The following is a 12,960-nucleotide window of genomic DNA, read 5'->3' on the forward strand; positions in this document are numbered from 1 at the left end:
TTCATGACTTATTTTATTAAAAATACCGGTTCATTTTTTTCATTCACAGTATATGGAAGGGAAAATGCAGGGACGAACGGGGAGTTTTCTACTAGCAAATGACGGATATCTTCCCCCTCTTTGAATGATCTTTTTGATTCCTTTATGGCACGGTATAAATCTAAGCTGTAATCAACATAAACTTCTCGATTGTTGTCGATCACAAGCGGAAGATTTTCCCCTGAGTACGGACTCTTCACATGAGGAGGCTCTTTTAATCCTAGCTTTTTATAGTTCAGTGTAAATACATTTTTCGCTATTTGCTTTTCATAAGGAGGATATTCATGAGCATTGATCCTCATCTTTAGTTCACGGATCGCCTCTGCTATTCGTAAATCGATCAGCTTTACGGTTGGATTTTTTTCCACATCGACTAAAACATATAAGTAAATGCCTCCATTTTCAAACGCGGCGCCAGGGGGCTCAGGCAAATATTCAGGAATCAACAGATTGAAATCAATAGGGTATTTTTCATAAATAGGCGTTGATTTGTCTCTCGTTTTAATCGGCAAAAGCCCTTCCGTATCAGCCTTATATTGTTCTACTGCTTTTTGCACGGATTGTATTTGCGCTTCATAAGGTATTTCATTTTTATGTAATCGTTCTTCTGGGTATAAACATCCAGATAAAAGCAAAACAAACATGATAGAGATGAAAGATTTCATTATGCTTTTCTTGTTCATCCTCGTCTTCCTCACTTTGCCTACTCGCTTGTCGGTCCGGAAAAGACTACGAAAAAAATGATAATTCCTGCTAAAATCATAAAAAAATAAGCAATCACTGCTGTGATAGATTTCAAAAATCCTTTTAGTTTAAAACGGCTCAAGTATATGGAAAAGACCGCGATAAACATAAAGGCCATCGCTGTGAGGGCAATCCACATTTTCATTAGACCTTCTGACATTGTGATCCACTCCTTCTATTCCTACCAATCATTTTAACATATGCTCTTTTTCACGCAATTGTTTTCCATATAAGAATCGAATTCAAAAAAAAACTGAAGCAGCTGGGAAATGTGCTACAGTTCTTCATTTCGATTTTCTAATATGTTCACAAGATCTTCCATTTCATGCGTTTTAACTCTCGCCATAAGCGCTTCGACTGCTTCTTTCGGATCTTTTTCGTGAAACAGCACTTCATAAAGGACATTGGCAATCGGCATTTTTACTGAATATTTTTCAGAAAGCTGTTTAGCTGCTTTTGTTGTTCTTACTCCTTCGACAACCATTCCCATGCTTTCTAAAACTTCATCTAGTTTTTTGCCCTTTCCTAGCAAATGGCCGGCACGCCAATTGCGGGAATGCACACTTGTGCAAGTGACAATTAAGTCGCCGATTCCGGCAAGACCAGAAAACGTTAATGGATTGGCACCCATTTTACAGCCTAATCTTGAAATTTCCGCCAATCCTCTAGTTATTAAAGCAGCCTTCGCATTGTCCCCGTATCCAAGGCCGTCGCTGATTCCGGCAGCTAAAGCAATAATGTTTTTCAGCGCTCCTCCAATTTCAACCCCGATTATATCCGGATTCGTATACACACGAAAATAGCGGTTAATAAATAAATCTTGAACAAATTTTGCTGCTTGAATATTTTTGCTCGCAGAAGTCACTGTTGTCGGCTGTCTCAAAGACACTTCTTCCGCATGGCTTGGACCTGATAATACAACTACGTCCTTCAAAAGGTGAGGAGGCATTTCTTCTTCAATAATTTCGGAAATTCTTTTTAATGAACCCGGCTCAATCCCTTTTGAAACATGGACAATTAAAACCGGCCGATCAATGGCTTCTCTTAATTGACTCAGCACTTCTCTTATCGCTTTTGTCGGGACTGCCAAGACAATCGTTTCCACATTTTCAACCGCATCCTTTAAGGAATAAAATCCGGTTAAATTGTCCGGCAATGGGACATTTGGCAAATATTTCTCATTTTTTTTTGTACGATTGATCGCTTCTATATGTTCTTTCCGATGTCCCCAAAGATGCACTTCATGACCATTGTCGCAAAGAACAATTGCAAGCGCTGTTCCCCAGCTTCCAGCTCCCAATATTGCCACCTTCGCCAAATTACTCACTTCCTTTTATTTATCTTCTTTTTCTCGCAATGATTTTAATAGGGGTTCCTTCAAACCCGAATGCATCGCGAATACGATTTTCCAAAAAACGTTCATATGAAAAATGAAGAAGCTCCGGATCATTTACAAATATGACAAATGTAGGCGGTTTAACAGAAACTTGTGTTGCATAATAGATTTTTAATCTCGTACCGTGGTCCGTTGGAGTCGGATTCATAGCAACGGCATCCATGATCACATCATTCAATACGTTTGTTTGGACACGCATCGCATGATTCTCGCTGGCAAGAATAATTTGAGGCATTAATGTGTGCAATCTTTTCTTCGTTTTTGCAGACAAAAAGACGATTGGCGCATAGTCTAAAAATAAAAATTGATCGCGAATATCTTTTTCAAACTCTCTCATCGTTCTTTCATCTTTTTCCACTGCATCCCATTTGTTTACTACAATGACAACGGCTTTCCCGGCTTCATGGGCGTAGCCAGCAATTCGCTTGTCTTGTTCAATAATTCCTTCCTCTGCATTTAAAACAACTAACACTACGTCAGAGCGTTCAATCGCTTTAAGCGCCCGCAAAACACTGTATTTTTCTGTTGTCTCATAAATTTTTCCTTTTTTTCTCATGCCAGCTGTATCAATGATGACAAACTCCTGCTTGTTATACGTAAACTTAGTGTCAATAGCGTCTCGTGTTGTTCCAGCAATTTCGCTGACAATCACTCTTTCTTCTCCTAAAATAGCATTTACTAAGGAAGATTTGCCGACATTTGGTCGGCCAATCAAAGAAAATTTAATGATGCCTTCATCATCATTTTCTGATTGGAGTTTTGGAAAATGTTTGCATACTGCATCCAAAAGATCTCCCAGTCCGAGCCCATGCGCTCCTGATATCGGGTACGGTTCTCCAAAGCCAAGAGAATAAAATTCATATATATTTTCCCTCATATCCGGGTTGTCCATTTTATTGACGGCAAGGACAACGGGTTTGTTTGAGCGGTACAATATTTTTGCAACTTCTTCATCAGCGGGAGTTACGCCTTCTCGACCGTTAGTAATGAAAATAATTACATCCGCTTCTTCAATCGCAATCTCCGCCTGATGGCGAATTTGTGCTAGAAACGGTTCATCCCCAATTTCAATTCCACCTGTATCGATCAAGTTAAATTGGAAATTCAGCCATTCACAAGGTGCATAAATACGGTCACGGGTAACACCAGGTATATCTTCTACAATTGAAATACGTTCACCGACAATTCGATTAAAAATCGTCGATTTGCCGACATTTGGTCGACCGACAATAGCCACAACAGGTTTCGGCATACTAAAACTTCCTTCCTAATTTAAAACTCATCACATTTTTCACTATGTATAATGTTAAAGGGGCTACGCCTTCAAGAAATCGCAGCATGTTTTCGCGCCTAACTCCTTTTTCGGCATGCCCCGGAAGTTTTTTACCAAGCTTTTTTCCAACTACCCTATTATATAGCAGTTTATGAAATTGAACAACTGCCTTAAAAATGTTTCACAATGATATATATTTCCTCGCTTATGGCATGAGCAATTCCATCTAGAATCGCTTCTAAATTTTTTGCAATCGAATCCATTTCGTTTTGGTTATCACAAATAAAAACAGGTGCACCGCCTTTTATTTTTTTCTCATTTGTCGTAACGACCGCTAAAACCGCTTTCTCTAAAACCATCGTTTTTTCTCACCTTTCCTATTTGCCTTCGACTCCGTCGGCATGCGAATGGCATTTTCAAGCGTTGGCACGTTGCTGATCACTCGAATGGCGATATCCAAATCATGTTTTTGAGGAAGCACAAACACGCCGACTCTTCCATCCTCAAGATCTCGTTTTGCCAATGGGACTAAAGATGGTTCACCCGCATCGCGGTTTACGCCCAGCGCAGTTGAGACATCATGGAGAATCGCCTGACGTTGTCCGATGTTGGCAATCGTTGTTCTCGCATCAAATGATTTTGGTGTCAAAATAAACCCCATGCCATATTTTAAAACTAGTTCACGTTTTTCCGGGATGCCGATATTCATAATATAAATGTCATCGACATACAAGCCTGCACCGTCAAAATGCGGCTTTACATATTGAATGTCAACAATATCTTTCAATGTGCCTCCAGACATTAACACTTTAGAAATGATAAAGCAAACGACCGTCATCACAAGAGCCATCCAAAAGCCAAAGATTAAATAAGCAAGCGTAACAAATAAAGATGTGAAAATCACTAAATAATTTCTGCTTTCAAAGGCGATTGCAATTCCTTCAATATATGTACTTCCCCGAGGAACAAGCTCATATTGATCGAGCTCTGACAGTGTATTTCTTTCCATGTTGCGGACTTCGCGAAACTGCGATGCAGCCAACGTTAAAAAAGTAATGGCAGTAAACTCCTTTTCCATTATGGCCGGAACAGCAATCGTGCCGAGTCCCGCCGCTATAAATCCAAGTGCGATATGAATAATTTTTCCGTGCAAATATGTTGGATATTGGCGATAATCGGTTTTTAGCATAAAAAGACGGGCTAACACACCTACGAAGACACCATAAAAAATAGGAAGCGTGTATTCATTCATGACCCTTGCCTCTCCCTTGCATGTTTTTTGAATATATGTTCTAAAGAAGCAGCGAATGTTTTGAATGACGCCCATATGAGCAATGAAAAGATTCCGATTGACAGCATATCAAGAAAAGGAAAGTCGCCTATTACAATCGGCCGATAATAAGAATAAACTGCAGACGAAAAAAGAGCTTCTCCGTAACAAGATCCCAATATAAAAAATGCCATTCCTTCAAAAAAATCTTTGCTCAGCATATTGGATAAAATGACTCCTAATATAGATAAATACATCTGAACGTCAAGTAAAAACCAGACAGGATCAAATAAATAAAACAGCTTGACTCCTGCATAGGCAACCGTAATGATCAAAACGGAAAATAATGAATAAAATAAACGCTTAGTTCTATACAAGATGAAAAAACTAAGCAAAGCAAATAAGATATACGAAAAACCAACATGTATTTGTGTAAAGTGTATAAACGTTGCACTTCCTAAAATATTTAACAATATAAAAAAGGAGAGCCAAAAACGAGCATCCGTTTTTGGAAGCCAAAATGTTACAATTACCCAAATTATCCACATGAACCAATAATAATATATTCCTTCCATCTCCAACCTCCTACTATTTCCATTATGTGAAAAATTTATGGATGCTAACCGTACAAATTTTAAAATCAAAGCTAAAAGCGTATAAAAAGCAGTTAAAAGGCTGTGGGAGAATTGATTGCTGATGGATTGCTGTGAGAGGAAAATGTAAACATTTCACTGCCCGTCAAGAAAGGAATTTTCGCTATTTTTTTAGAACTCATAAGCCGATCTGTTTAATGGCAGAATGTCCGTATAATTTCTTTTCATAAAAAAAGGCTTCTAAATCATTATTTGTTTTTTAGGAGGGAGTTTTTCTGCAAAAAAATTGTGGGCTAATGAATTCAGGCTGGATGTATCACTTGTTTATCTGCACAAGTTTTGATTTTTAATGGAGATACGAACGCAAAACGGACGTATCGCTTGCTTATTAAAAGCAGCGAAGAATTTTGTTCGCACATATAATCACGATATAGAGCAGCTTAGCAAAAATAGAACCGATACTGCAGAACTCAAAATACAGCTTATTGAAGTGATATGGAAGCTATATACTAGGCGAGGCTTCGAACAATAACAGCTTATTACAGCGAGGATGGATCGTATCATTCTCAAGGATTTATGAAAAGAACAGCAGTGGAGAAGATGATAAAACAGCTCGTTATATGCTGGGCGGTGCTTATGGAGTCTTTATGGAGAACGCTCAAATGCGAAACGTAGATTTCGTTTGAGGACTGGCAATCGATACAAATTACCCTCATAAAACGACTAAACGGCCTCAGCCCTATGGAATATAGAGATAAAGCCGCTTAGATCATTTTTTATTCCGCTGTCACCTTGACAAGGGGCAGCTCGTGATAATCGCCTTTGTCTTTATTTTAATTTATTTAATTGCTCTCCGATCATTTCGCTTAGTTGAAATCCTGTCGATTCCTCTTTCGGACGATATTTGCGAAAATCTTCTTCACTACCGGGCCCATCATCTTCCAATTCCTTTATGCTTAAGGAAATCCGTTTCTCTTCTTCGTTTACATCAAGCACTTTTACTTTTACCTTTTGGCCTTCTTCTAATACTTCTTGAGGAGTGCCTATATGTTTTTTAGAAATTTGCGATATATGGACAAGACCTTCTACTCCAGGTAAAACTTCTACAAAAGCTCCGAATGAGACGAGGCGTTGTACAGTTCCTTCGACAACATCACCGGATTTGATTTTTTCAGAAATGTTTTCCCATGGACCAGGCAATGTTTCTTTAATCGATAGTGAAACCCGTCCATTATCCCGATCGACAGACAAAACTTTCACTTTTACCTTTTCGCCTTCTTGAAGCACATCTGACGGTTTATCTACATGAGCATGAGAGATCTGAGAAATATGTACAAGACCGTCAATCCCGCCGATGTCAACAAAGGCTCCGAAATCGGCTAAACGTTGGACTGTTCCTTCCAATACATCACCAGGCTGAATCGACTGAAGCACTTGCTGTTTTTTCTCTTCCTGCTCCTTTTCCACTACAGCACGATGAGACAAAATCACTCGATTTTTTTCACGGTTTAGCTCCACAACCATCAATGTCAATGTTTTTCCTTTATAATCTGAAAAATCCTCAACATAGTGAGGTTCAACCAATGAAGCAGGAATAAATCCGCGGACGCCCAGGTCTACCACTAAACCGCCTTTTACGACATCCTTCACTTCTGCCTCAAATACTTCTTTATTTTCAAATTTTCTCTCTAATTCCACCCAAGCTTTATCCGCAGCCACTTTGCTTTTCGATAAAATGACGGCTTCTTCCTCAACTTTAATGACCGCTAGTTCAAGCTTGTCATTTTCCTTTACAACATCTGAAGCTTTTTCAATATGCAAACTAGACAGTTCACTAATCGGAATGATGCCCATTTGTTTGCAATTTTTAATATCAACAATCACCTGCTTATCTTCCACTTTTGTTACAGTTCCCTCTACAACGTCTCCCACTTCAGGCACAAAAACTTCACCTTGATTGATGTCCTCTACCATACCATTTACCTCCTTGGTCAAGCCATAGCAACTCAACAAAATATGTACCATTCTATTTAGTATGTCACAAGCTACTCTAAATAGAATGAAAAATACCTCTTTTCTATAAGTTCTAACAAAAAATTCCGTTTGTCAAGTTAAATCCATTGATTACCTATATTTTTCGAGCAAATTTCTAATTTCTGTCATGATTTTATCGGTCGCTTCTTCAGCTGAAATTTTTTTGTTTCGATAAGATGTAAAATCAATGGCTGGGCCGAAAATGACTTTCGTTTTCCGAAACGGTTTGTAAGAACTGACGACGGCGCATGGCAAGACGACACAATCTGATCTTAAGGCAAAAAAACCTGCACCAGCCAAACCTTTTCCGAGTTCACCTGTTTTGCTTCTCGTTCCTTCCGGAAAAATGGCTAAAACTTCTCTTTCTTTTAATATTTTCAAGCCTGTTCTTAACGCCTCTCGATCGGAAAAGCCCCTTTTGACCGGAAACGCCCCCAATGCCCGGACGATCAGGCTGAAAACCGGAATTTTAAACAGCTCCTCTTTTGCCATAAAACGGAGCTGCCTTGGTGAAACGATACCAATCGTCGGAGGGTCCAAATTATTAATATGATTGGAACAAAGCAGCACGGCACCATCCATTGGAAAATGTTCCTTTCCGATCACTTCGACCCGAAAGAGCGGTTTAATAAAGCAGTAAACAATTGCCTTTGCAAATTGATAAAATTTACCCATTTCTTACAGCCTTTCTTTTACCAATTCTTTAATTAATTCCGCCACCTCTTCAATCGTCAATGAAGTTGTATCGATTTCGACGGCATCCGGCGCTTTTTTTAATGGGGCAGTTGCCCTCGTGGAATCAAGCTTATCTCTTTCTTCAATTTCTTTCTTTAATTGTGTTAAATCGGATGTAAAACCTTTTCTTAAATTTTCCTCATACCTTCTTTTTGCTCTTTCCTCTACAGAAGCTTTTAAAAATATTTTCAACTCCGCATTCGGCAGCACATGAGTGCCGATATCCCTGCCATCCATGACAACGCCGCCGTTTCCTGCAAGCTGTTTTTGCCTTTTCACCATTTCCTCCCGCACATTAGGATGTTTGGAAACAGTGGAAACATGCTTTGTTACTTCATTGGAACGGATAATCGCCGTTACGTCTTCACCGTTTACTAGCACTTGCTGACCTTCTTTTATCGGCTTCAGTTCAATCGTCATTTCATTCAAAAGCTTGGTTAGCGCTTTTTCATCCTCCAAAGAAATGCCATTCTGTAAAGCTTTCAAAGTGAGAGCTCTGTACATCGCACCCGTATCAATGTATGTATAGCCTAAATCTTTTGCGATTTTTTTGGCAACTGTGCTTTTCCCGGCAGCTGCCGGACCGTCGATTGCAATGGAAATTTTTTTACTCATAATACCTCCTAGCTAGTTTCAAAAAATATGTATCTATTTTTTTGGAATACAGAAAGAAAAGCAGGGGTTTCCTGCTCTTTTAGCGGCTGATAGTTTCCACCCATTCGGAGATGGACATGTTTCCAACACCTTCATATTGCACGGCTTTTGATAAATATGGCTTCAATTCAGAATGGCGCAAAAAAAGCTGAGCGGCAATTAACATAATGAATTGTATAATGATCAATTTGATCAATATTTGTTCAAAGCGCTTCACAAAAAACATCCTTTTGCCATTTTTTATAAATAGTATGGACAGCCTTGCCGGTATTATTCATTCAAAATTCCTTTCTTTTTCATTTGCAGCTGCTGTTCAAAGCAAAAGCGAATCAATTTTTGCTGTGTCTTTTCATCAATATTGATAAATGCTATGGAAGCGAGCTTATGATGTTCCGCTTCCACAACTCTGAGCGCCTTCCCTGTTACCTTATAATATTCAATCGTTCCGTCCATAAACGTGAGCACCATATAAATATGTATATTTTCATTTAGCGGTACGTCCACACCGTTTGGAATAATGATTGAAATGCCGCCAGCACTTATGTCGTTTGTAACTGTTGTAAATGGGGCGAATTCCTGATTAATGGCGTGTATGGCTACATCAACGGCTGTCTCGATTCTGACAAATTGCCGCCTTTGGATCTCCTCCATATACTCAGGTGCCTGAAGCATGATCATCGGGAGGTTATCTTTTTTCTTGCCAAGAACTTTAGTACGAAATTTATACGGTTTTTTTTCGCTGTTCACAAATGTTGCAACGAGCTCGGTGCCGTCTGGTAAGAAAACAGTTTTTCCTGTCTTGCTATTTATAGGAAAATCAATATAAAGAATGTTTTCTTCTTGGTCCACAAGTTTGCATTTTAGTATTTGATCTTGGCCAGAAAGTTCCAATGTGATCATCGTACCAATTTTTATCAACGTTACCACTCTTTCAATGTAATAAGCGCTCTACATTTATTAAAGCATGAAATGAAAAAAAGGGAAAGCCTAAAAATCGACTCCCCTTTTTGTGATTAAATTTCTCTGAATAACGGTTCAGCACTTTGCAATTTTTCCACTTTTTCTTCCGTTCCGTCCATTGCGTTGATGAAAATGCGGTACGTGTCTTGGTCAATCGTTCCTAAAAATTCATAGCACAGCACTTCTTCGCCTGCATCATTTGTCACAACAGCTAATCGATCCTCCTGAATTTCAACGTTAGAATGGACTGATTTTTTCGCTTCTTCTTTTGTAATAGCAGGTTTCGGCAAATTTCTTTTTTTGTGCGCTGCTAAATAATCACGTCCAGAATAACCTATAATTTCTCCGTTGTCCAACGCTACCTTTAAACGAACTGCATCAGGATATAGACGTACACCTTTGTAATTAGAAACAAATGTGAAAACACCAATGTTGTCATATTGTGCACTCTCATAAAGCTCTAAATCCTTAAATTTTAGCTTTTTCAAAAATTCCGTTGCTCGGTTGGATGCTTCATTTAAGCTGATTTTTTGTTGTTTAATATCTCTGTTGTGCAATAAATAAATTAAATGACCGCCTTTTTTCGTGATATCCATATAAACATCATGTTTATTTCCTTTATCATGCATAGTAATGCTGTAAAACTGAATATTTGATCCTTTACCATTTGTTGTTACATCTACTCGTTCTACATTTTTAGGGGCAAATCGTTTTGCGATTTGTTTTGCTTCTTGCTCTGATATTTCCTTTCCAGTTAATTGTTCAAATCCTTTTTTAGGCTTTTGCAGCGCTGTTGCCGTTGGACCGAAATTAGTTTCGGAATAGCCTTCAACATTTTTTTCTACCGTTTTAAATCCATCAATGATCGTATTGTCCATTTGTTTTTGCCCTGATGCTAGTGCGAGTTCAACATCCATCCAGCGCAGATTGTTTTTTAAGATTAAATGCTGGACGTTTCTCAATTCGTCTTGTATGTCTTTTGCATTTTTATACAATTTTTTTAACGTTTCATATTCTTGATCCGTTAACGGATCTTTGTTTAAATCTCTCACTGCTGTTTGATAACTAAATTTACCAATATTCGACAAAAATTCCTCTGTTTTATTGAAAGGTAAAAGAGTTAACGGAAGCTGGCCGACATCATTGTGCGCTTCCGATGTAATTCTCCAAACTTCCGCCAGCGCCGGTGACAATGATTTTCTTGAATTCATGGCGAGTGTCTCGCCAATTTTGTCATGAAGCTGATCCACTTGATAGGTTAGATCGTGAAAAGCCCGCTGGTAATTGTTTTCTGCATGAATTAATACGGCGTTTTTTTCCTGATGCTCTTTATATCCCCAGTAGCCTGTTCCGATTAAGGCCACTGTAAGCAGCCCGATTAATAATCCTCGAAGCATATTGAATCACCTCACTATTCACAGAATATGTGTTTTCCGATTTTCTTGATTTGCGGCCGCGTCCATATCCATGGGCTTGTTGCTGTATCAGGATTGAAATAATAGAGAGCTTCTTCTGTCGGATCCCACCCGTTAATGGCGTCCATCACCGCTTTTCTCGCTGTTTCATTTGGTGTCAAATATATTTGTCCATCGCTGACAGCTGTAAAAGCACCCGGTTCAAAAATAACACCAGCAACCGTATTTGGAAATGTCGGGCTGTTCAGTCGGTTTAAAATAACTGCCGCAATTGCTACTTGACCAATATAAGGCTCGCCGCGGGCTTCTCCGTAAACGGCATTGGCTAAAAGATTTAAGTCATTTTGTGAAAAGCCTCCAGGCATATTCACCGCCATCGGCTGTACCGATTTCCCTGTTTGTTGTTTATTTTGGGCTGCTTGCTGTTTAGGAGCAGCCTGCTTTTGCCCTTGTCCAGCCTGACCAGCTTGTTGTTTTTTTGGCGGTACATTTTTTGCGAGATTTTTTTCGGTTTGCTTCCGCCATTTTGCGCGCAGCTCCTCAGAAGGCGCTGTTTGGATTTTTAGCGGCACTCCGCCATAATGGGTAAAGTCTCTGCCTTTTCGAATTTGTTCGTGGACAAAAGACTTATAATATTTTGTCGTATTGATAAGCTTTTGTTTTGTTTCAGGACCAACTAAACCATCTACTTCTTTAAGTCCGAAATTATTTTGAAATTTTCTAACTGCCCAATAAGTATTCCATCCATATACCCCATCAATTTTCCCATGATAATATCCGTTATATTGAAGTCTTGCCTGCAGTTCAATGACATCATCACCTGTCGCACCTCTCTGAATCACTTGTTCGCTAAAAGCATGAACATGCAGCTGATTGTTAGAAAGAATAAGAAAAACGATTAAAACAAAAGCGTTTGCGAGCAGATATTTCATGTTTTTTCCCATCATCATGCCTCCTCACTTTATATCGTTACATGTATTTTCTGTAGTAGATGTCATTTTATACAACAAAAAAACCGGCTCATGCCGGTTCAAAAATTTTTTTATCCTGATATTGTTTCGATATTTTGCTTGTATACCATGCGCGCTTTTTTTGCTTTATGAAGCCCAAACCACCATAAAAACACCATAAACGGAGTGACCCAAAACTTCCAGTCTTCATTGGAAAGCAAGATATAATTGTACGTTCCGTGCAAAAGAAACGGAATAACTAGAGAATAAAAGAGCCATCTTTTTTTAAGCCTATCATTCGAAAATTTGCTTTTTCCTAAATAATACCCCATGATGACACCGAACAATGCATGGCTTGGGACTGGAAAAATTGCGCGCCCGAATGCAAACTCCACACCGTTCGCAATTAAATATAAAATATTTTCCAATGTCGCAAAGCCGAGAGAGATGGACACACCATAAACGATTCCATCGTAATGTTCATCAAAATGAAAATGGGAGTAAATTGTAAAATAAAAAATAAACCATTTAAAAAACTCTTCCAATAAACTCGAAGCAAAGAAAGCTTGTAAAAAAGAAGAGGGAAATACATTTTCTGTTTCCAGAACGTATTCAATAAACATAATTGGAAAAACAAGCAGCGCACCGAAAATAAACGTCCGAACAACCATGTAAAGGGGTTCCATTTCATATTGATCCTTCAAATAAAAATATGAAAGTATTGCCAGCCCTGGTGCAATGCCTGCTGTAATAATCGCAATCATAATGACAGCCTCTTTTCTTCTAGTATCTCCTTATTTATGTATAGATTTATTAGAATGTTCCTTTTAAAATAAAACAAAATAAAAGAATGAGAAATGATGATTCATGTAGAGCAGCAGTAAGTTGTTAAAAACA

General features: G+C 38.6%; 15 protein-coding genes. All 15 read right to left on the reverse strand.

Annotation, left to right across the window (positions count from 1 at the left end):
* Positions 1–8: 8 nt before the first annotated feature.
* The gene (locus tag NSQ41_RS12050; protein ID WP_339193002.1) at positions 9–722 is read right to left on the reverse strand and encodes a hypothetical protein; all 714 of its coding nucleotides are present in this window, start codon (positions 720–722) and stop codon (positions 9–11) included.
* A gap of 20 nt (positions 723–742) precedes the next feature.
* Positions 743–943: a DUF2768 domain-containing protein gene (locus NSQ41_RS12055; protein ID WP_063388596.1), complete on the reverse strand. Its 201-nt coding sequence runs from the start codon at positions 941–943 to the stop codon at positions 743–745.
* 114 nt (positions 944–1,057) lie between these two features.
* Entirely contained in the window at positions 1,058–2,101 is a 1,044-nt protein-coding gene (locus NSQ41_RS12060) for an NAD(P)H-dependent glycerol-3-phosphate dehydrogenase (protein ID WP_339193003.1), read from the reverse strand.
* Between the two features lie 19 nt (positions 2,102–2,120).
* Entirely contained in the window at positions 2,121–3,431 is a 1,311-nt protein-coding gene (gene der / locus NSQ41_RS12065; protein ID WP_339193004.1) for a ribosome biogenesis GTPase Der, read from the reverse strand.
* Positions 3,432–3,622: 191 nt separating this feature from the next.
* Positions 3,623–3,811, reverse strand: coding sequence for a hypothetical protein (locus NSQ41_RS12070; protein WP_327856234.1), 189 nt, complete (start codon positions 3,809–3,811; stop codon positions 3,623–3,625).
* Entirely contained in the window at positions 3,802–4,704 is a 903-nt protein-coding gene (locus NSQ41_RS12075; RefSeq protein WP_063388600.1) for a YIEGIA family protein, read from the reverse strand. Before NSQ41_RS12075 ends, NSQ41_RS12070 begins: the two co-directional genes overlap by 10 nt.
* On the reverse strand, positions 4,701–5,297 hold the full coding sequence (locus tag NSQ41_RS12080; protein WP_339193005.1) for a hypothetical protein: 597 nt from the start codon (positions 5,295–5,297) through the stop codon (positions 4,701–4,703). The genes NSQ41_RS12075 and NSQ41_RS12080 overlap by 4 nt, the downstream gene beginning before the upstream one ends.
* 846 nt (positions 5,298–6,143) lie before the next feature.
* Positions 6,144–7,289, reverse strand: coding sequence for a 30S ribosomal protein S1 (rpsA, locus tag NSQ41_RS12085; protein WP_339210023.1), 1,146 nt, complete (start codon positions 7,287–7,289; stop codon positions 6,144–6,146).
* 150 nt (positions 7,290–7,439) lie between these two features.
* Complete coding sequence (locus tag NSQ41_RS12090) at positions 7,440–8,024, reverse strand: lysophospholipid acyltransferase family protein (RefSeq protein WP_066251969.1); 585 nt, start codon at positions 8,022–8,024, stop codon at positions 7,440–7,442.
* Positions 8,025–8,027: 3 nt separating this feature from the next.
* Complete coding sequence (cmk, locus tag NSQ41_RS12095) at positions 8,028–8,699, reverse strand: (d)CMP kinase (RefSeq protein ID WP_339193008.1); 672 nt, start codon at positions 8,697–8,699, stop codon at positions 8,028–8,030.
* A gap of 79 nt (positions 8,700–8,778) precedes the next feature.
* On the reverse strand, positions 8,779–8,964 hold the full coding sequence (locus NSQ41_RS12100) for a DUF5359 family protein (protein ID WP_232515564.1): 186 nt from the start codon (positions 8,962–8,964) through the stop codon (positions 8,779–8,781).
* A 44-nt stretch (positions 8,965–9,008) separates the two neighbouring features.
* Positions 9,009–9,656 (reverse strand): flagellar brake domain-containing protein, encoded by a 648-nt coding sequence (locus NSQ41_RS12105; protein ID WP_130156168.1) that lies wholly within the window; start codon positions 9,654–9,656, stop codon positions 9,009–9,011.
* A gap of 95 nt (positions 9,657–9,751) precedes the next feature.
* Positions 9,752–11,095, reverse strand: coding sequence for a germination protein YpeB (ypeB, locus tag NSQ41_RS12110; RefSeq protein ID WP_066251975.1), 1,344 nt, complete (start codon positions 11,093–11,095; stop codon positions 9,752–9,754).
* Between the two features lie 14 nt (positions 11,096–11,109).
* Positions 11,110–12,063: a spore cortex-lytic enzyme gene (gene sleB, locus NSQ41_RS12115; protein ID WP_094246145.1), complete on the reverse strand. Its 954-nt coding sequence runs from the start codon at positions 12,061–12,063 to the stop codon at positions 11,110–11,112.
* A gap of 92 nt (positions 12,064–12,155) precedes the next feature.
* A complete protein-coding gene (gene prsW, locus NSQ41_RS12120; protein WP_066251976.1) occupies positions 12,156–12,827 on the reverse strand; it encodes a glutamic-type intramembrane protease PrsW in 672 nt (223 codons plus the stop codon).
* Positions 12,828–12,960: the final 133 nt, after the last annotated feature.

Origin of the sequence: Aeribacillus sp. FSL K6-8210 (assembly GCF_037963925.1) — a bacterium.
Taxonomy (GTDB): Bacteria; Bacillota; Bacilli; order Bacillales; family Aeribacillaceae; genus Aeribacillus; species Aeribacillus composti.